Origin of the sequence: Rhodococcus pseudokoreensis, from assembly GCF_017068395.1 — a bacterium.
GTDB classification, from domain to species: Bacteria; Actinomycetota; Actinomycetes; order Mycobacteriales; family Mycobacteriaceae; genus Rhodococcus_F; species Rhodococcus_F pseudokoreensis.
Window position 1 is genome coordinate 3,603,387 of sequence record NZ_CP070619.1, and the last position, 18,792, is coordinate 3,622,178.

General features: G+C 68.5%; 18 protein-coding genes. 4 read left to right on the top strand and 14 right to left on the bottom strand.

Annotated elements, in window-relative coordinates; all coding sequences use genetic code 11:
- Window positions 1-27: 27 nt before the first annotated feature.
- The 3 genes from JWS13_RS21595 to JWS13_RS21605 form a co-directional block, all read right to left on the bottom strand.
- Window positions 28-831, bottom strand: coding sequence for a metal-dependent hydrolase (locus JWS13_RS21595; protein ID WP_206007402.1), 804 nt, complete (start codon window positions 829-831; stop codon window positions 28-30).
- A 289-nt stretch (window positions 832-1,120) separates the two neighbouring features.
- The gene (locus JWS13_RS21600; RefSeq protein ID WP_206007403.1) at window positions 1,121-2,590 is read right to left on the bottom strand and encodes a catalase; all 1,470 of its coding nucleotides are present in this window, start codon (window positions 2,588-2,590) and stop codon (window positions 1,121-1,123) included.
- 57 nt (window positions 2,591-2,647) lie between these two features.
- Window positions 2,648-3,106: a Fur family transcriptional regulator gene (locus JWS13_RS21605; RefSeq protein WP_206007404.1), complete on the bottom strand. Its 459-nt coding sequence runs from the start codon at window positions 3,104-3,106 to the stop codon at window positions 2,648-2,650.
- Window positions 3,107-3,199: 93 nt separating this feature from the next.
- Between JWS13_RS21605 and JWS13_RS21610 the strand changes: the two genes are divergently transcribed.
- Together JWS13_RS21610 and JWS13_RS21615 are read left to right on the top strand one after the other, a co-directional pair.
- Complete coding sequence (locus JWS13_RS21610; RefSeq protein ID WP_206007405.1) at window positions 3,200-3,511, top strand: ArsR/SmtB family transcription factor; 312 nt, start codon at window positions 3,200-3,202, stop codon at window positions 3,509-3,511.
- Window positions 3,508-3,918: an SRPBCC family protein gene (locus tag JWS13_RS21615; protein WP_087557251.1), complete on the top strand. Its 411-nt coding sequence runs from the start codon at window positions 3,508-3,510 to the stop codon at window positions 3,916-3,918. The genes JWS13_RS21610 and JWS13_RS21615 overlap by 4 nt, the downstream gene beginning before the upstream one ends.
- Before the next feature lie 12 nt (window positions 3,919-3,930).
- Here JWS13_RS21615 and JWS13_RS21620 read toward each other — a convergent pair whose 3' ends face one another.
- The 4 genes from JWS13_RS21620 to JWS13_RS21635 are packed head-to-tail and all read right to left on the bottom strand — an operon-like array spanning window position 3,931 to window position 8,354.
- The gene (locus JWS13_RS21620; protein WP_206007406.1) at window positions 3,931-4,581 is read right to left on the bottom strand and encodes an acetoacetate decarboxylase family protein; all 651 of its coding nucleotides are present in this window, start codon (window positions 4,579-4,581) and stop codon (window positions 3,931-3,933) included.
- Window positions 4,565-6,277, bottom strand: coding sequence for an FAD-dependent oxidoreductase (locus JWS13_RS21625; protein WP_206007407.1), 1,713 nt, complete (start codon window positions 6,275-6,277; stop codon window positions 4,565-4,567). Before JWS13_RS21625 ends, JWS13_RS21620 begins: the two co-directional genes overlap by 17 nt.
- Entirely contained in the window at window positions 6,274-7,764 is a 1,491-nt protein-coding gene (locus JWS13_RS21630) for a flavin-containing monooxygenase (RefSeq protein WP_206007408.1), read from the bottom strand. Before JWS13_RS21630 ends, JWS13_RS21625 begins: the two co-directional genes overlap by 4 nt.
- Window positions 7,761-8,354 carry a TetR/AcrR family transcriptional regulator gene (locus tag JWS13_RS21635; RefSeq protein WP_206007409.1) on the bottom strand — a complete coding sequence of 198 codons (594 nt, stop codon included), beginning with the start codon at window positions 8,352-8,354 and terminating at the stop codon, window positions 7,761-7,763. The genes JWS13_RS21630 and JWS13_RS21635 overlap by 4 nt, the downstream gene beginning before the upstream one ends.
- A 127-nt stretch (window positions 8,355-8,481) precedes the next feature.
- Here JWS13_RS21635 and JWS13_RS21640 point away from each other — a divergent pair, with 127 nt between their 5' ends.
- On the top strand, window positions 8,482-9,420 hold the full coding sequence (locus JWS13_RS21640; RefSeq protein WP_206007410.1) for a formylglycine-generating enzyme family protein: 939 nt from the start codon (window positions 8,482-8,484) through the stop codon (window positions 9,418-9,420).
- 87 nt (window positions 9,421-9,507) lie between these two features.
- Window positions 9,508-10,410, top strand: a complete 903-nt coding sequence (locus JWS13_RS21645) for a hypothetical protein (RefSeq protein WP_206007411.1) — start codon at window positions 9,508-9,510, stop codon at window positions 10,408-10,410.
- On the opposite strand, the gene JWS13_RS21650 is transcribed toward JWS13_RS21645, so the two are convergent.
- The 7 genes from JWS13_RS21650 to JWS13_RS21680 form a co-directional block, all read right to left on the bottom strand.
- Entirely contained in the window at window positions 10,357-11,022 is a 666-nt protein-coding gene (locus JWS13_RS21650) for a GAP family protein (RefSeq protein ID WP_206007412.1), read from the bottom strand. The genes JWS13_RS21645 and JWS13_RS21650 overlap by 54 nt on opposite strands.
- Window positions 11,023-11,123: 101 nt before the next feature.
- Window positions 11,124-12,239, bottom strand: coding sequence for an alpha/beta hydrolase (locus JWS13_RS21655; RefSeq protein WP_206007413.1), 1,116 nt, complete (start codon window positions 12,237-12,239; stop codon window positions 11,124-11,126).
- Between the two features lie 80 nt (window positions 12,240-12,319).
- Window positions 12,320-13,351, bottom strand: coding sequence for an aspartate-semialdehyde dehydrogenase (locus JWS13_RS21660; RefSeq protein WP_087557241.1), 1,032 nt, complete (start codon window positions 13,349-13,351; stop codon window positions 12,320-12,322).
- A gap of 2 nt (window positions 13,352-13,353) precedes the next feature.
- Window positions 13,354-14,619, bottom strand: coding sequence for an aspartate kinase (locus JWS13_RS21665; RefSeq protein WP_005248517.1), 1,266 nt, complete (start codon window positions 14,617-14,619; stop codon window positions 13,354-13,356).
- A 95-nt stretch (window positions 14,620-14,714) separates the two neighbouring features.
- Window positions 14,715-15,686 (bottom strand): hypothetical protein, encoded by a 972-nt coding sequence (locus tag JWS13_RS21670; protein WP_206007414.1) that lies wholly within the window; start codon window positions 15,684-15,686, stop codon window positions 14,715-14,717.
- A gap of 52 nt (window positions 15,687-15,738) precedes the next feature.
- Window positions 15,739-17,079 carry a DUF1254 domain-containing protein gene (locus tag JWS13_RS21675; RefSeq protein WP_206011683.1) on the bottom strand — a complete coding sequence of 447 codons (1,341 nt, stop codon included), beginning with the start codon at window positions 17,077-17,079 and terminating at the stop codon, window positions 15,739-15,741.
- Entirely contained in the window at window positions 17,079-18,791 is a 1,713-nt protein-coding gene (locus JWS13_RS21680) for a SulP family inorganic anion transporter (protein WP_206007415.1), read from the bottom strand. Before JWS13_RS21680 ends, JWS13_RS21675 begins: the two co-directional genes overlap by 1 nt.
- Window position 18,792: the final 1 nt, after the last annotated feature.

Sequence of the window (18,792 nt, forward strand, 5' to 3'; positions counted from 1 at the left end):
GGCGCCTGAGTCACTTCGGCGCCTGAGTCACTTCGGCGCGGGCACGAATGCGTCGTAGATTGCCTGCGGCGCACCGTCGATGGCCCAGATGACCATCAGTCCGACGGCCACCGTCAGGGCGGGCCCGAGCACGACCTTCTCGAAGGGCCCGCCCGCCCGGATGGACAGGAACGACGGGAGCCGGAACTCCCACCACCGTTCCTTGCCGAGCGTGAGGAACGGCGCGAGGAAGGGGACGCCCTCCTTGGTGATGGCGTCCCCGAGGCAGTGGGTCGCGCATCCGAGGGCTACGGCGACGCCGAGCCCGGTGGAACCGGCCTCGGTGGGATACGACTGCCAGGTGAGCGCGGACAGCACCGCGGCGACCGCCGAAACCGCCAGCCAGCCTTTTTCTTTGGCCAGCTCACCGGCCAACCCGCGGAGGGCGAGGCCGAGGCAGACGAACAGCGTCGCGATGATGGCGGGCTTGCCGAACTGGACCACGAGCGCGGACACCCCGGCCCCGATGCCCGCCGCGAACAGGGCGGTGTGGGTGAGAGTGCGGTGCCCACCCCGCCGCTTGCCGTCGCGTTTGCCCTTGGTGATCGTGTAGAAACCCAGCGACACCGCGTCGACACCCTTCGCGACGACGCTACTGACCGGACCGAACGACCGCGACACCGTGGACTGGCTGGTGTCGAGGTCCGGGAGCAGCGCCGCCCCGGCGCACACCGCCGCGAACGTGAAGGTCTCGGCGGTGGACGTGGGCCCACCCCAGTCGAGCGGCAGCAGATCTGCCACCGCCAGACCGACGGCCGCACCGGACATTGCATGGGTGGGACCCATCACCATGGAAGACAGCACCTTTCGACCCCGACTCGGGACACGGTCATCCGAGCCGGTGTCCTGACACCGCTCAACCTAGCAACAACATCCGACACACCCGTCACACCCCCGTGAGTACTTGTTAACCGCCGGCGGTTAACAAGTACTCACGGGTGCGAAGCACATGGGGGATGATGGAATCGTGCACTACGTCCAGTCGGGCGAAGGAGGGCCGTCGTGGAAACTGTGGTGGTATTTATACTCGCTTGCCTGATCTATTGGTGGGGCCTGCACTGAGCCTGCCCCACCAATGAACTCAGTTCCGGCTCTGCCCTTCCCGGACACCGATTTCCACTCGCTTGCCCAGGTCGGGGTCGACGCTCTTCCAGTAGTCGAACACCCGCAGCAGAACCGGTTCGCTGACACCGCCGAGTGCGTGACCGACGATGTTGCCGACCAGGCGGTCGCGTTCGTCGTCGCTCAGGACCTCGCGGACGAGGGTGCCCGCCTGCGTGAAGTCGCCGTCCTCGGCGTGCTCGACGTAGCCGGCGCGCACGGCCTCGCCGTCGAACGCCCAGAGGCCTTCGTCGCCCGCGAGCGATGCGTCGGCGTGCGGGCCGCCGTACGAGTTGGGCGCGTACACCGGGGTCTCGGGCGAATTGGTGGCGTACCGCATCGCGCCGTCCTGCGAGTACGAGTTCACCTGGTTCTTCGGGGCGTTGACGGGCAGTTGCGCGTAGTTGGCGCCGATGCGGTACCGGTGCGCGTCCGCGTAGGAGAAGACCCGGCCGAGCAGCATCTTGTCGGGTGAGAAGCCGATTCCCGGAACGACATTCGACGGTTCGAACGACGCCTGCTCGATCTGGGCGAAGAAGTTGTCGGGGTTCCGGTTGAGGGTCCACTTGCCGACCTCGATCAGCGGGTAGTCCTTCTGCGACCACACCTTGGTGAGGTCGAACGGGTTGAACCGGTAGCCCTCGGCCTCCTCGACGGGCATGACCTGGACCTTCAGCGTCCAGCTGGGGAACTCGCCTCGGGCGATCGTGTCGTACAGGTCGGCGCGGTGGTGGTCGGGGTCGGTGCCGGCGAGCGTGTCGGCCTCACCCTGGGTGAGGAATTCGATGCCCTGGTCGGTCTTGAAGTGGTACTTCACCCAGAACCGCTCACCGTCGGCGTTGACCCACTGGTACGTGTGCGAGCCGAAACCGTCCATGTGCCGCCACGTCTTCGGGATGCCGCGGTCACCCATCAGCCACGTCACCTGGTGCGCGGACTCGGGCCGCAGCGTCCAGAAGTCCCACTGCATGTTGTGGTCGCGCAGACCGGACCCGGGCAGGCGCTTCTGCGAGTGGATGAAGTCGGGGAACTTGATCGGATCCTTGATGAAGAAGACGGGCGTGTTGTTGCCGACGAGGTCGTAGTTGCCGTCCTCGGTGTAGAACTTCACGGCGAATCCGCGCGGGTCGCGCCAGGTGTCGGGGCTGCCCTGCTCGCCCGCGACGGTGGAGAAGCGCACCAGCGATTCGGTCTTCGCGCCGGGCTGGAACAGCTTGGCCTTCGTGTAGCGGCTCACGTCGTGGGTGACGACCAGTTCGCCGAACGCGCCGGCGCCCTTGGCGTGGACGACGCGCTCCGGGACGCGCTCGCGGTTGAACTGCGCGAGCTTCTCGACGAGGTAGTGGTCGTGCAACAGGATGGGACCCTGAGCCCCGGCGGTGAGCGACTCGTTGTCGCTGGCGACGGGAATCCCGGCGTTGGTGGTGGTCGCGCGCTGTGTTTCAGGCATGGCAAAGCCTCCAGGTTGCAATCGGGTGAGGGTGTATCGGCGTGGGACGAACCGGGGTCAGGACAGGGCTGCTGCCGACCCGGTTTCGCTGTGCGCGTCGGTCTGGCACTGGGAGCAGAGCCCCCAGAAGACGACCTCGGCCTCGTCGATCTCGAATCCGTGGGCCTGCGACGGGTCGAGGCACGGTGCCTCGCCGACGGCGCAGTCCACGTCCACGACGGTCCCGCAGCTGCGGCACACGAGGTGGTGGTGGTTGTCTCCGGTACGGGTTTCGAATCGTGCGGGCGATCCCGCGGGTTCGATACGTCTGAGCAGACCGGCGGCGGTGCACGCCTTCAGGACGTCGTATACCGCCTGGGTGGAGACCGATCCCAGCTCTTCACGAACTACGGCTGCAATGTCGTCGACGTCGGAATGCGGTCGTACGGCAACCGCATTCAACACTGCAACGCGAGGTGCAGTGACACGGAGGCCCACGCCGCGCAGCTGCGCTTTGGGATCCGTGTCGTGTTGCATGTGTTCCAGTATCGCGCCTTTTTGGAATTAGTCAAGAAAAGGATGCGTCGGAGATTGTTGACATGTCGGAAATCTCCGACATAAGCTCGCCTCGTGCCCGACGACGACGTCTTCCTCGCCCTCGCCAACCCGGTGCGACGGCGTCTGCTGGAAATCCTGGTGGACGGACCACTCACCGCGGGGGACCTCGCGGGCCGGTTCGACCTCAGCCGTCCCGCGGTCGCCGAGCATCTACAGGTGCTGCGCAAGGCCGGACTCGTCCGCGACGAACCGTCCGGACGGCAGCGGCACTACCACCTGACCGCCGAGCCGCTCGCCGACGTCGGCGACTGGCTGCACCCGTTCGAGCGGTTCTGGCGTCACCGCTTGCGCACACTCGCCGACTTCCTCGAGGAGGACTCGTGACCGACCGCACCACCACCCAGATCTCCGTCGACCAGTTCATCGCCGCGCCGCCCGCCAAGGTGTGGCGCGCTCTCACCGAGCCGGACCTGCTGGCCCGCTGGTGGGCCGCGGGCGACGTCGCCGCGACGGTCGGGCACCGGTTCCACCTCGACATGCCCGGCTGGGGCGCCGTTCCCTGCGAAGTGGTCGAGGTCGAGCCCGAGCGGCGCTTCGTCTACACGTTCACCGAGAACTGGACGCTGGTGTGGCGCCTCGTTCCAGAGGGCGCGGGCACGCGCCTGTTCCTCGACCACTCGGGCTTCGACCTCGACGACAAACGCAGCCGCGACGCATTCGAGCGGATGGGCCCGGGCTGGCGCGACACCGTGCTGCCGCGCCTCGCCGGCGTCGCCGCGGAAATCGCGTAACGCCCCGGGCAGTCAGCGCCTACGCGCGGCTCCGGTGGTCATCCGGCCGTCCGTGATCACGATGCCGTGATGGGTTCCCGGCGTCAGCCAGTCGGCAAGCGTGGGTCCGTCGGCCGCCACGTCCACGCTGGCGTACCGGAAGTGGCCGCGGAGCCGCGCGGACGCCGTCACGAGACCGTGCCCGCTCTCGGCCGGTTGCGCGAACCCCAGGGCGCCGGCGATCGGTAGCCGCGGTCCGCGCGGCCGGGTGCTCGTGGTGACGGACCAGGCCAGGGACGACGCCCCGAAGTCGCCGTGCACGTCGCCGTCGAACTCGGCAGGCACCTTGGGCAGGTTCCAGTGCGCGCGTCCACCGTGCACGGAGGGTTCCGAATCGACGGCGATGAACGGGACCGCCATGCGAGGCAGGACGCCGATGCGACGTCCCGGCGCGCGGAGCACCGGGCTGGCGAGGATCTCCCGGTAGGGGCCGACGGGCGAGTCGAGGTAGTCGACCATCATCGCGAGGGTCATCGGCACGGTGGCGCCGTCCGGTCCGAGTGCGCGGGCGGCCGCGGTGCTGCGGTGCCACCACAGCGTCGCGCGGACGGTCGCCGGCCACGGGGGCGGCGCGCTCTCGGGCCAGTCGGTGCGCTCGGTGGTCGATTCAGGCACGCTCCACATCGACCGTCTCCCTTCGGTTCACGACCGTCAGCGGAAGCCGCAGCGCGCCCGGCGCGTCGGCGGGCACCACCGGATTCCGGGGCGGTGACGGTGCGATACGTACGTATGGCTTGCCCGGTTCGGGCCGGGTGTCGTTCTCACCCTTGTTGGGCCACAGCGCGAATGCGCGCTCGGCCTGGGCGGTGATGGTGAGCGACGGGTTGACGCCGAGGTTCGCGCTCACCACCGACCCGTCGGCCACGTGCAGCCCGTCGTGCCCGTACGCGCGTAGGTAGGGGTCGACGACCCCGGTGTCCGGCGAGTCCCCGATGGCGCATCCTCCGAGGAAATGCGCGGTCATCGGAATGTTCACGACGTCGGCGACGGAGCCGCCGGGGTCGCCCCCGATCCGAGCGGCCACCTTCCTGATGGCCTTGTGTCCCTGCGGGATCCATTCGGGTGGCGGATCTCCAGGCCCCGGGCGGCTGGTGACCGCCCGGCCGAGTCGCCCCTTCCCCTTGGCCAGCTCGAGCGAATTGTCGTCGGTCTGCATCACGAGCGCGATCACGGTGCGCTCCGACCAGTGCCGCACCGACAGGCTGCGGGCGAACGCCCCGGGTCGGCGCAGCGCGACACCCACCGTCTTCAGCAGCCGCGGCGTCCGGCCGCCGCCGTCGCTGAGGACGGTCTGCAGCAGTCCGATCGCGTTGCTGCCCTTGCCGTACCGCACCGGCTCGATGTGGGTGTGATCGTCCGGGTGAAACGAGGACGTGATGGCCACGCCCTTCGTGAAGTCGGTGTCGCGGTTCCTGGCCGTGGCCGCGAGCACCGCCTCCGAGTTGGTACGCACGACCGAGCCCAGCCTCGGCGACAACCGTGGCAGCGCACCGGATTCCTTCATCGCCAGCAGCAGCCGGGCGGTACCGTACGTGCCCGCGGCGACCACCACCTGGTCGGCGGTGAACGTGCGCTCCCGCGTGCGGATTCCGTCGGTGCGGCGGGTCCGCAGTTCGTAGCCGCCGCCCGATCGGGGGCGCAACTCTTTCACCGTCGTCAGCGGATGGACCCGGGCGCCCGCCTTCTCCGCGAGGTGGAGGTAATTCTTGACGAGCGTGTTCTTCGCTCCCACACGGCAACCCGTCATGCAACTGCCGCACTCGGTGCACCCCGTCCGGTCGGGTCCCTCCCCGCCGAAGAACGGGTCGGCCACCCGCGACCCCGGTTCGCCGAAGAAGACACCCACCGGTGTGGACGTGAACGTCGCACCGGCGCCCATCTCCTCGGCGACCTCGCGCATGACGGCGTCGGCGGGGGTGAACGACGGATTGGTCGTCACCCCCAGCATCCGCTTCGCCTGCTCGTAGTACGGGGCGAGCTCCGACTGCCAGTCGGTGATGTGCGCCCACTGCCGGTCCTCGAAGAAGCGGCGCGGCGGCTGGTACAGCGTGTTCGCGTAGTTCAGCGAACCACCGCCGACCCCGGCGCCGGCCATGACCAGGACGTCGGGGAGGAGGTGGATCCGTTGCACGCCGTAGCAGCCCAGCCAGGGCGCCCACAGGTAACGTCGCAGCCGCCAACTCGTCTCGGGCAGTTCGTCGTCGGCGAAGCGCCTGCCCGCCTCGAGAACACCGACCCGGTAGCCCTTCTCGGTGAGCCGGAGCGCCGCGACGCTGCCACCGAACCCGGAGCCGACCACGACCACGTCGTAATGCGTCACGCGACGGTCTCCTTCGCCACCTTGCGCCGGGAGACGTAGTTCTCCCGGTCGAAACGCTGCAACTGCGAGCGGAACTTGAAGGTGAACGTCGGCCACTGGACGGAGTTCCGGCCCTCGGAGTCGTAGTACCAACTCGAGCAGCCGCCCTTGTTCCAGACCGTGGTCTGCAGTTCGGACTGGATGCGGGTGTTGTATCGGCGCTGCGCCTCCTCGGTGACCTCGAACGCGTCGATTCCGTTGTGGCGCATCGCCGTCAACGCGTCGGCGATGTACGCAGACTGGGATTCGAGCATGTAGACGATGGAACTGTGACCGAGATTGGTGTTGGGCCCGTACATCAGGAACAGGTTGGGGAACCCGGCGACGGTGGTCCCCTTGTACGCGCTCGGGCTCCCGTCCCAGCGCTCGGCGAGGGTGCGGCCGTTCGCACCGCGCAACGCGTGCGCCACCGGCGGTTCCGTCGGCGTGAACCCGGTCGCGAAGATGATGGTGTCGACCTTGTGCTCGTTGCCGACCGCGTCGACGACGCCGTCCGCTGTCACCCCGGCGAGTCCGGCGTCGACGAGCGTGACGTCGGGGCGGTCGAGGGTCCGGAGCCAGTCGTTCGACAGCAGCATCCGCTTGCAGCCGATCGTGAAGTTCGGTGTGAGTTTCCGGCGCAGTTCGGGGTCCCGCACCTGCCTGCGAAGGTACACCCTGGCCACCGCCTCGAACACCGGCAGCAGTCCGGTGGCGTGCGCGAGCACCCCGCCCAGAGCTTCCCGGAAGCTGTACACCGACCCGCGGACCACCTTCTGCACCAACGGAAGTCGACGGTAGAGGGCCTTCTCGGCGTCCGGTAGTTCGCGGTCGAGCCGCGGGATCACCCAGGCCGGGGTGCGCTGGAACACGGTGAGATGCTCGGCGACCGGCGCGATCTCGGGCACGAACTGCACCGCCGACGCGCCGGTACCGATGACGGCCACGCGCTCACCGGTGAGGTCGTGGTCGTGATTCCACGTCGCCGAATGGAACGTGGTGCCGCCGAAGCTCTCCAGCCCGGGCATGTCCGGAACACTCGGCGTCGACAGCGCACCGGTCGCGGCCACCACGACGTCCGCCGTCAGCGTTCCGCGGCTGGTCCGGACGGTCCAGATGGCGGCGTCGTCGTCCCAGTACGCTTCCTGCAGTTCGCAATCGGTGACCACCCGGGACCGGACGCCGGTGTCGGCCGCGACCTTCTTCAGGTAGCGATGGATCTCGGGCTGGCGGGCGAACGTGTGACTCCAATCGGCGCTGGGCGCGAACGAGTACGAGTACAGCGACGTCGGGACGTCGCACGCGCACCCCGGGTACGTGTTGTCGCGCCACGTGCCGCCGACGTCGTCGCCGCGCTCGATGATCAGGACGTCGGCCTGCGGCTGCGTCCGCAGGATGCGCGCCGCCAGGCCCATGCCCGCGAAACCCGCCCCCACGATCAGGGTGTGTACGTGCTGCGGAAGATTCACGACTTCTCCACCTTCGATTCCCACACGGGCAACAGCCGCGCGCGTAGTGACTGTTCGGCCTCGGGGGTGCGGAACAGCGCCGACACCGCCAGACCGCGAACCAATTCGATACTGAGCTCGATGGCGTCGGAGTCGAACCGATCGCCGAACACCTCCGCCGACCCGCGCCGGAGCGCGTCGGTGACCTTCCGCTCCAGCGGGACCGTCGCCTCGAACAGGGCCGGGTCGGTGCGGGCGGCCACCCACAGTTCGAGGGCCGCGTAGAACAGCGGGCCGGAGAAGGCGTCGGCGAGCACCTCGATCCCGCGGCCGGCGTCCACCTCGGCGGCGAGGATCTCCTCCATCCGCTTGTCGACGAGATGTTCCACCGCGGCCACCACCAGTGACTCCTTGGTCGGGAAGTGGTGCAACTGGGCGCCGCGCGACACCCCGGCCCGCCGCGCGATGCCCTGCGTCGTGGTGCGGGCGTATCCGAGCTCGACCAGGGAGTCGACGGCCGCATCGAGCAGCTTGGTGCGCATCGCCGCGGTCCGCTCGGCCTGCGTGCGGGCCGGTTTGGCTACTGCTGTGTCAGGTGTCACACCCAGCACTGTAGGCGGAAAAAAGAAAACAGTCCAGACTGATTTTAAGTTGCTGTGAGTACTTGTTAACGTCGGGCGGTTATCAAGTACTCACGAGCCTTGGGCACGATGGCCGCCGTCGTGCCAGTCTGACCCCATGACTCGTGCAGTTCCGAAGAACATGGCATGGATCCCCGGGGGCACGTTCTGGATGGGTTCGGAGGACTTCTACCCTGAGGAACGCCCCGTCCACCAGGTGACGGTCGACGGGTTCTGGATGGACGCGCACCAGGTCACCGTCGCCGAATTCCGGCGGTTCGTGAAGGACACCGGTCACGTCACGACCGCCGAGATCGCCCCCGACCCGGACCAGTACCCGGATGCGGATCCGGCTCTGCTCGTGCCCGGTTCGCTGGTGTTCACCCCGACGTCCGGCCCGGTGCCCCTCGACGACTTCACCCGCTGGTGGTCGTTCACGCCGGGCGCCGACTGGCGGCACCCGGAAGGTCCGGGCAGCAACGTCGGCGGACGCGAACGCCATCCCGTGACGCACGTGTCGTGGTTCGACGCCCGCGCCTACGCGGAGTGGGCGGGCAAGGACCTGCCGACCGAGGCCGAATGGGAGTTCGCCGCCCGCGGCGGCCTGGACCGGAAGCCGTTCGTCTGGGGCGACGAGCACGAACCGGGTGGCAGGCCCGGCGGCAACGTGTGGCAGGGACAGTTCCCGTGGGAGAACCTCCTCGAGGACGGTTTCGCCGGGACGTCGCCCGTCGGCCATTTCCGGTCCAACGGTTACGGACTCGGCGACATGGCCGGCAACGTGTGGGAATGGACCAGCGACTACTTCACCGCCGACCACTCCGCAGGCGGAAAGGACGTGGCACCCGCGAGTTCCTGCTGCATTCCGGCGAACCCCCGCATCGACACCGCCGCCGCCCCGGACCCGCACGAACCGTACGCGCGCCGCGTGATCAAGGGCGGCTCGCATCTCTGCGCGCCCAACTACTGCCTCCGCTACCGGCCGTCGGCCCGGCAGGGTGACACGGAGGAGACGTCGACCTGCCACATCGGGTTCCGGTGCATCGTCCGCCCGTGACCGGACCCCGCGTTCTCACCTGACGCGGATGATGACAACCCGGCCGAATCGGTGTTCGCTCGAAGAGTGCGGTCGACGAAACTATCTGTGGCGCTGGCCAGGGAAGCTCTGGCCGCGCGCACCGAAACGGCTAACGGATGGCTCCAGGGAACCCCTCCCGGGCGCACGGTCCGGCGCATCATCGACGGTCTGGTGGGGATCGAACTCTTCGACCGGTCCATGACGCTCGCCGCGAAAATCTTCACGTCGGTGCTGCCCGTGATGATCGCGGTGTCGACGGTCAGCGAGTGGAACGTGACGGCCAGAAGTCTCGAAGACCAGTTCGGCTTCGATCCGTCCGTGTTGTCGTCCGCGGTGGGCACCGTGGATCCGACCACCCCGACGTTCGCCGCGTTCGGCGTGTTCGGCCTGTTGATGGTCGCCGTCAGCGGCACGTCGTTCGCGCGGGCGCTGGCACGGATCTACGCGAAGATCTGGAACGTCCCCTCGATCTCCCTGCGCGACGCCTGGCGCTGGCTGGTCGTGCTCTTCGCGGTCGCGCTCTCGGCGTCCGCGATCGCCGCCGCCAACGAACTCACCAACCTGAGGTACTTCGGACTCACCCTCGCGCTCGTCGCCGAACTCGCGATCTGGTGGGCGGTGTGGACGCTCTGCCCGTACCTGCTGACGATGGGAACCCTCAAGGGACGCGTCCTCTGGGCCAGCGGCGCGCTGACCTCCGCGGGGCTCACCGCCATCCACGCCGGGGGACGCCTCGTCCTTCCCCGCATCACCGAAACCGCCCAACACCAGTTCGGTGCGATAGGACTCGTGTTCACCGCGATCAGCTGGCTGTTCGTGATGTCGGTGGTCATCGTGGCGGCGGCGGTGATCACCAAGGCGGTCGCGCTCGACGAGACCTACATCGGCCGCTATCTGCGAGGGCCCGTCAACGGCTCAGAACAATCCGCCGAATCCCTTCCCGAGAACGACGGCGCCCATCACGAGTAGCAGCACGCTCATCACGGCGGCGTTGTTGGACTGGAGCCACACCTTGAGGCTGTCGAGGGTCCCGCGCATCCTGTCGGCGGCCACGGCGTACGCGACCACCGGGACGAGGACGGTCGACCCGGCCAGCACGGTGTACACGGCCAGGGCCACCACCTGCTCTGCGCCGCTCACCCCCGCCGTGCCGATCCCGACGCCCGCGGACACGCAGAGCAGCAGGTTCTTGGGATTGATCGCCGCCAGCGCGAATCCGAGTCCCGTGGACTTCACGAAGTTCAGGTCGTCGATCGCCTGCATCCACTTCGGGGGTTCCGCGTCGGCGTTGCGACTGCGCCACTGCCGCCCCGCGAGCAGGAGCAGCAGCACACCGAGAACAACCTTCACCCACGACGCCGTCGCGGAGGGACCGTCGGAATCGGACGTGTCGACGCTGCCGGCGAGGAGCACGAAGATGCCTGTCGCGACGACGATGCCCAGGATCCAGCCGGCACCGAAGCCCGCGCTCGCCCCGCCCGCCCGCTTCGACAGCAACATCAGGATGACGGCGATGATCGGGATCGGCGAGATCGCGACACCCACGGCGAGCGGTAACAGTTCTCCGATGACTGAGCCCATGTCCGAACCGTAAGGTCGGGCGCCCGCGTCCGCCTCGCACGTCCCGGGTGAGGTGAGTGGCAATGTGTGTGGGAGGACGCTTTGCCACTCACCTGGGGGGGTCAGGACAGCACCCGCGCGGCGAACGCGAGGGACTCCGGCATGGAGGCGATCAGCGACCCTCGGTGGTCCTCACCGACGAGTTGCTGGAATTCGAAGTTCACCCCGTGCTGCCGCATCTCGGCGAGCTGCGCCCACGTCAACGGAATCGGCACCGACGCGTCGGACAGGCTGTGCACCACCCGCAACGGATGGTCGAAGCCGTCGACGGGCACCTGCTGCATCTCCCGGAACAGCTCCCGGAACTGGTCGTTCCACAGAGGCGCCGCGAACAGGTCGCCGACCGACGTGGGGTGGGCGAGCAGGTACCGGCCGAGTTCGCGGCTGCACGTCACCTTCGCGAACTCCATCAGGTCGAGTCCTGTCGGCGACAGGTAGCGCCGGATGTCGACCTCGGGACGCTGGTCGTCGATGCCGGCGAGGGTCAGCAGCGCGTAGTTCACGATTCCGGATGTCGGCAGAGCCGGAACGGCGGGACCCGCAGCCGGGAAGAGCTGTTCGAGGTGGGTGGGCGCGGCCACGGCGACGGCGCCCCGGAAGTCGAGCGCGGGTGCCCGGGTGGTGGCCTCGCGGGCGGCGAAGTAGGTCGCCTGCCCGCCCTGCGACAGTCCGGTGACGATCCACCGGTCGGCGAGCACGTCGCCGTAGACCTCGTGCGCGGCCAGGACGACGTCGACGGCGTTCGCGGCGGCCGCCGGACCGTCCAGATAGGCGTTGACACCCGGTGTGCCGAGTCCCGCGTAATCCGTTGCCGCGACGGCATACCCGGCGGCGAGCCACTGCTCGACCGCGGGCAGTTCGACGTAGTTGAACCCGGCGACGGACGGTGCGCACTGGTCGGCGACACCGACGGTGCCGTGGGCGTAGGAGACCACCGGCCAGCCGCCGTCGGGCGGGTCGCCACGGGGAAGGAAGACCGATCCCGTCGATTCACCGGTCGCGGTCGAGGTACGGAGGGTGGAGTACCGCACCCGGACGCTGTCGCCCGCCTGCGCGGGGACCGTGGCGGGGGGCAGGTCCTCCTGCGACAGCAGGATCCCGGGCGGCTGCGCGGAGACCTCGGTCGCGCCGGTGAGCAGCAGAAGAACCGCCGTCACCGCGGCCCCGACCACTCTCATCGGCCCAGTATCCACCCGCAACCGACACGTGAGTGGCAAAGCGTGCGGGAGCACACTTTGCCACTCACGTGGGGGGAGAGCTAGACGAGCAGTTCGGCGATCTGAATCGTGTTGAGGGCGGCACCCTTACGCAGGTTGTCGCCGGACACGAACAGCGCGAGCCCACGACCCTCCGGAACACCCGGATCCTGACGGATCCGCCCGACCAGCGACGGGTCGCTGCCCGCGGCCTGGAGCGGGGTGGGGACATCCACCAGTTGCACACCGGGAGCCTTCGACAGGATCTCCTGCGCGCGTTCCACCGACAGCGGACGCTCGAACTCGGCGTTGATCGACAACGAGTGACCCGTGATCACGGGGACGCGGACACACGTTCCCGACACCAGCAGGTCGGGCAGGCCGAGGATCTTGCGGCTCTCGTTGCGGAGCTTCTGGTCCTCGTCCGTCTCACCGCTGCCGTCGTCGACGAGCGAGCCGGCCAGCGGCAGCACGTTGAACGCGATCGGTGCGACGTACTTGTTCGGGGCCGGGAAGTCGACGGCGCTGCCGTCGTGGACCAGCTTCTCCGCGTCGCCGATGACGGCGCGGGCCTGACCCACCAGCTCCTCGACACCGGCGATACCGCTGCCGGACACGGCCTGGTAGCTCGACACGATGAGACGCTGCAGTCCGGCCTCGTCGTGCAGGACCTTCAGCACCGGCATCGCGGCCATCGTGGTGCAGTTGGGGTTGGCGATGATGCCCTTCGGCGGATTCTTCGCCTGCTCCGGGTTCACCTCGCTGACGACCAGCGGAACGTCGGGGTCCTTGCGGAACGCCGAAGAGTTGTCGACGACGGTGGCACCGGCCGCCGCGAAGCGCGGGGCCTGCTCACGGGACAGCGTGGCACCGGCCGAGAACAGGGCGATGTCGATGCCCTTCAGGTCCTCGTCGGACGTGGCGGACGCGTCCTCGACGACGATCTCCTCACCGCGGAACGGCAGCTTCTTGCCCGCCGACCGCGCGGAGGCGAAGAACCGCACCTTGTCCGCGGGGAAATTGCGTTCCTCGAGGAGGGTGCGCATGACGATGCCGACCTGTCCGGTCGCACCGACGACAGCGATGGTGGTCATGATTACCGTCCCGTTCCTGCGTGCACGACGGCTTCTTCGTCGCCGCCGAGCTCGAATGCATCGTGGATCGCCTTCACGGCCTTGTCCAGCTCCACGTCCTTGACGAGCACCGAGATGCGGATCTCCGACGTGGAGATGAGATCGATGTTGACGCCGGCCTTCGCGAGCGCCTCACAGAACGTCGCGGTGACGCCCGGGTGGCTCTTCATGCCCGCGCCGACCAGCGACACCTTGCCGATGTGGTCGTCGAACAGCACCTGCGTGAAGCCGATCTCGCCCTGCAGCTTGGTGAGCTTCTCGACCGCCCGCGGTCCGTCGGCCGTCGGCAGGGTGAACGTGATGTCCGTCTTGCCGGTCTCGACCTTCGAGATGTTCTGCAGCACCATGTCGATGTTGATCTCCGCCTCGGCCACTGCGCGGAAGACCTGCGCGGCGTAACCGGGGGTGTCGGGCAGGCCGACGACGGTGATCTTGGACTCGCCGCGATCGTGCGCGACTCCGGTGATGATTGCCTCTTCCACGGGGATGTCCTCCATCGATCCGGACACGATAGTGCCCGGCTTGGTCGTGTATGACGAACGGACGTGCACAGGCACGTTGTATCGGCGGGCGTACTCGACGCAGCGGAGCATGAGCACCTTCGCGCCGCACGCCGCGAGTTCGAGCATCTCCTCGAACGACACCGTCTCGAGCCGCTGCGCGTCGGGAACGATGCGCGGGTCGGCGGTGAAGATGCCGTCGACGTCGGTGTAGATCTCGCAGACGTCGGCCTCGAGGGCTGCCGCGAGGGCCACCGCGGTGGTGTCCGAACCGCCGCGCCCGAGGGTCGTCACGTCCTTGCTGTCCTGGCTGACGCCCTGGAATCCGGCGACGAGGACGATCGAGCCCTCGTCGAGCGCATCCCGGACGCGGCCCGGTGTGACGTCGATGATCTTGGCGTTGCCGTGAGCACCGGTGGTGATGACGCCCGCCTGCGAGCCCGTGAACGAACGGGCCTCCGCACCGAGCGAATGAATTGCCATTGCGACGAGAGAATTGGAGATGCGCTCACCGGAGGTCAGCAGCATGTCCATTTCGCGGGCGGGTGGGGCTGGGCACACCTGCTGAGCCAGATCGAGCAGCTCATCAGTGGTGTCCCCCATCGCTGAAACCACGACGACGACATCGTTGCCGGCCTTCTTGGTCTCGACGATCCGTTCAGCCACTCGTCGGATTCTCTCGGCGGTTGCCACCGAGGATCCGCCGTACTTCTGGACGACGAGAGCCACGCGTTTCTACCTCCAGGTCGATGAATCTGTACTGGTCCAGCTGTCGAGCTTACCGGCGGAGTCCAATCTGATCCCGGGTGAGTCCGTTCGGCGGCCTATCCGAACGCCGTGTTCGCGGCGTCCGCGACCCTCGCCACGGCGGCGCAGTTCGGGCCGTGAACAGTGACGACTGCACCCGCGTGGCCGAGCCTGCGGGTGAACTCGTCGACACCCGGCCCGGGCCGTGTGATGTCGATCGGCTCACCCATCGGGCTCGTCCAGCGGCACCGGTCGCCGACCGTCTCCGGCACGGCGGGAACGGGTGGTCTGTTTTCCTTCACCGGCGACATCGTGAACGACACGGTCACCTCGCTCCCGGGCACCCGATTCGGGTTCGGGAACAGGACGCAGTCGAACGGGGTGGGCGGCGATTCCGGATCGATGACGCGTCCGCCCGCCGTGGTCCCCAGCACGTCGAGGACTTCGCAGGGGTCGTGGACGGCGAGGGCCACCTGATCCGGGGAGCCGGCGTCGCGGGCGGGCAACCCCGACCGCATCCGGTCGAGCGCCGAGTCCAGCACCGCGTCGGCCAGCGGGCAGGCGTCCTGGCCTGCGACGGTTCCAGCGCGGACGGTCGCAAGCGGCAGTCCGAAATCTTGGGCCTCGGTTCCGAGGGGTAGCCGGAAGACCCGCTCGCACGTCCCGCGGGTCAGGTCGGCGCCCGCGCCGCGGTAGACCGTCACCCCGTCCACCGTCTCCGGCCGCGTCAGCGACTGTTCGGACAGCATCGACGGCAGCAGGGACACCTCCACGTAGGTGCTCGCGCCGTCGGACCGCGCCATCAGCGCCGAGCACACCGGCAGTTGCACGGCCGACCCGTACTGCTGGACCGTCCCGGCGCGCCGCACCACCGCCTCGTCGAGCAGACCGCACGGATCGGCGCCGCGGAGCGCGTCCTCGATGTGGACGTGCCGTTGCTGGTCCGGGCTCAGTTCCTGCAGCGGGGACGCCCCCGCGGTCCCGGACACGCTGTGCGCGCACCCGGACGTGATCGCGGCGCACAGCAGCGCCGCGGCGACCTTCTTCACCCGATCCCCCTCGAATCGGCCCGAACACTACCGCCGATTCACGTCCTCCGGATCACGTGGTCTTCACGATCGGCGGTATCTCGAACGTTCCGTCGAACACCTCCGCCTTGGGGCTGTACATCCGCAGCATCGGCCGGAATCCGGCGGCCGGTGTGGGCAGCCAGTTGGCGCGGGCGACCGGGTCGGCCGGGGCGGTCGCGCCGAGCGTGATGGTCAGCGACCCGTCGTCGGCGAACACCAGTCCCGGGGTGCGGTCGCCGATCGAGTAGCGGTCGAGGGGATTGTCGACGAGAAAGAACTCCGGCAGGTCGTACATGGTGATCGACCAGAACGCGTCGACGGGCGGCGTCGGCGCGAACGTGAGGGTGTAGGTGTGTTCGCCGGAGAGTTCGTTGCCTTCGTTGTCGTGATAGATCGGCGCGTACGCGGCCTCGTAGCCGTGGTTGCCCCACAGTCCCGCCATCGCGGCCCCGGCCCGCAGGCCCAGCGCCTTGGAGCGGTCCTCGATCCGCCACTCGGGTGAGTTCACGGTGCCGACCTCGAAGAAGTCGTCGTTGTAGTCGAAGGCGTGGTACATCAACTGCCAGCCGTTGACGACCGCCGCACCGGCGCCCGATTTCAGTGCGGCGACGAGCGATCGGTGCCCCGCCTCGGCTCCCGCCGTCAGGACGGCCGCGAGATCCGGCGGCGCCTCGAGGTACGGCGACGCCCCGGTCTCGAGCAACCCGAGCGGGGCGAACATCTGCTCGGCGATCAGGTCCTGCGCGGCGGACGGGTACGCCTGCGAATAAACCCGCAGTTTCTCCCAGAACCGAAGGTCCTCGGGGACGTTCGGGTCGGGTGCCGGCAGACCCTCCGCCGGTTCCCGGTCACCGACGGGTTCCAGGGTGAGGGCCGACTGCAGTGCGTTCACCCGCTCCAGGTCGTCGACACCGTCGCAGGCCCAGCGGCCGACGATCGTGCCGACCGCAGTGGGGAACGCGATCTGGGTCGCGCCGGCGGGGACCTCGCCGGACCATCCAGGGCCGGTCAGTAGATAAAGGCCGGCCGCGGTTCCCGTCGCGCGTTTGCCGACGTACGCGAAATTGTCGGTCCACGCGTCGACGAACTGCAGCACGTAGTACGCGCCGCCGCTGTCGGGCACCCGCAGCAGTTGCGGGCCGTGGCCGAGGTCGATCTGGGCGATCGAGTAGACGGTGTCGTTGTTGACCGAGACGAAGGTGTCACGCGGCCCGGCGAGGGTGCGGGCGTGACTGAACGTGTTGAACGGTGCGGGCTCGAGGCTTCCCATCCCGTCCGCGACGAAACGGTTCACCTGGTCGAGGTCGAACACGAGCGGGAAACCGTACACCCACGCCTTCTCGGCGAGTTCCTGTAATTCTGCGCTGACGATCACGAATCCTCCTCTGGCCGTTTCCTGCTCACATCGGCAAGTGCTTCCCGCACGGTCGGGTACAGGCCGACGGGTGAAGTTTCGGAGCCCGCCCGGCGCATCGTGTCGCGGAACTGGCCGATGTCACGGGCCACCCGGAGGTCGACGCCTTTGCGTTTCAGGGCGTCCCGCAGTTGCACGAGCATCTGCGCCGCACTGACGTCGATGAACGGGGACGTCTCCGCGTCGAGCACGATCGTCCTGGTGTCTTCGGTGCACAGTTCTTCGATGCGGTCCTTCACGTGATCGGCGTTGGCGAAGAACAATCCGGACTCGACCCGCACGACCACCACGTGCGGGGTGGCGGGCAGTTCGGGGTGGCGTTCGGCGTCCACCCACAGCGATCCCTCTTTCACGAGCGCCGCGACGTGGGGGCGGGAGGCCCGGTAGAGCAGCAGGAGCATGGAGACGCCGATGCCGATGACCAGTCCGGGCAGGGTGTCGAAGAGCAGGACGCCCAGCATCGCCGCCAGGGCCGCCGCGAAGTCGGCGCGTGCGGCGTGGCCGTAGATGCTGCCCAGCCGCCGCGTCCACACCCCGTACAGCCTCCGGAGCGCATCGATGTCGACGAGTTCGATGACGGCGGCGATCACCACCGCGGCGAGGGTCGCCTCGGGCAGCTTCTCGAAGAGTCCGGTGAGGAACAGCAGCGTGATCACGGTCAGTGCGGCGACGACGAGTCCACTCATCTGAGTCTTCGCACCCGCCCCACCGTTCACCGCCGTCTTGGAGAGGCTGCCGTTGACCACCATTCCCGAGCACAGGCCGGAACCGAGGTTTGCGGTGCCGAGGCCGAGAAGTTCGCGGTTCGCGTCGATCTCGTAGCCTTCCTTCGCCGCGTACGTCTTCGCGGCGCCGAGACCCTCGGCGAAGCCGATCAGCAGCACACCGACCGCCGGACCCAGCAGGTCCACGTAGTCGTCGAACCCGACGCCGGCCGGTAATCCGAGCGAGGGCAGACCCGGATCGATGTGCCCGACGATGCCGACGCCCCTCTCGTCCAGCCCGAACAGCGACACCGCCGCGATCCCGAGGAGCACGGCGAGCAGGGATCCCGGGACGAGCGGCAGCCAGCGTCTGAACCCGAGCACCACCACCAGGCTGAGACCGCCGACGGCGAGAGTGACCCAGTGCGTGTCCCCGAGATGGGTGAGCACCCCCCAGGCCTGTTCGAAGAAGTTGCCCTTCACCTTCTCCACCCCGAACAGCGCGGGCACCTGTCCGATGATGATGGTGAGGGCGAGACCGACGATGAAGCCCTTCAGCACCGGCTCGGAGATGAACGAGGCGATGAATCCGAGGCGCAGCAGACCGGCCACCAGCCCCGCGATCCCGGTGGCGATCGCGAGTACGGCGGACAGCGCCGCATACTTTCCTCCGTCCTCACCGGCCAGCGGCGCGACGATGGCCGCCGACAGGGCGGCGGTCGCCGACATCGGACCCACCACGAGGTGGCGCGAACTGCCCGCCGCCGCATACAGGATCAGAGCCGGGACCGCCGCGTAGAGGCCGACAACCGGTGGCACTCCCGCGATGGTCGCGTAGGCCAGTGCCTCGGGGACGAGCACCGCCCACACGGTCAGGCCCGCGATCACATCGGGCCTGACCCACCCCCGTCGGTAGTCGCGCAGCGAGCCGAAGACCGGCCAGGCGCCGGTCGCGGACTTCACCACG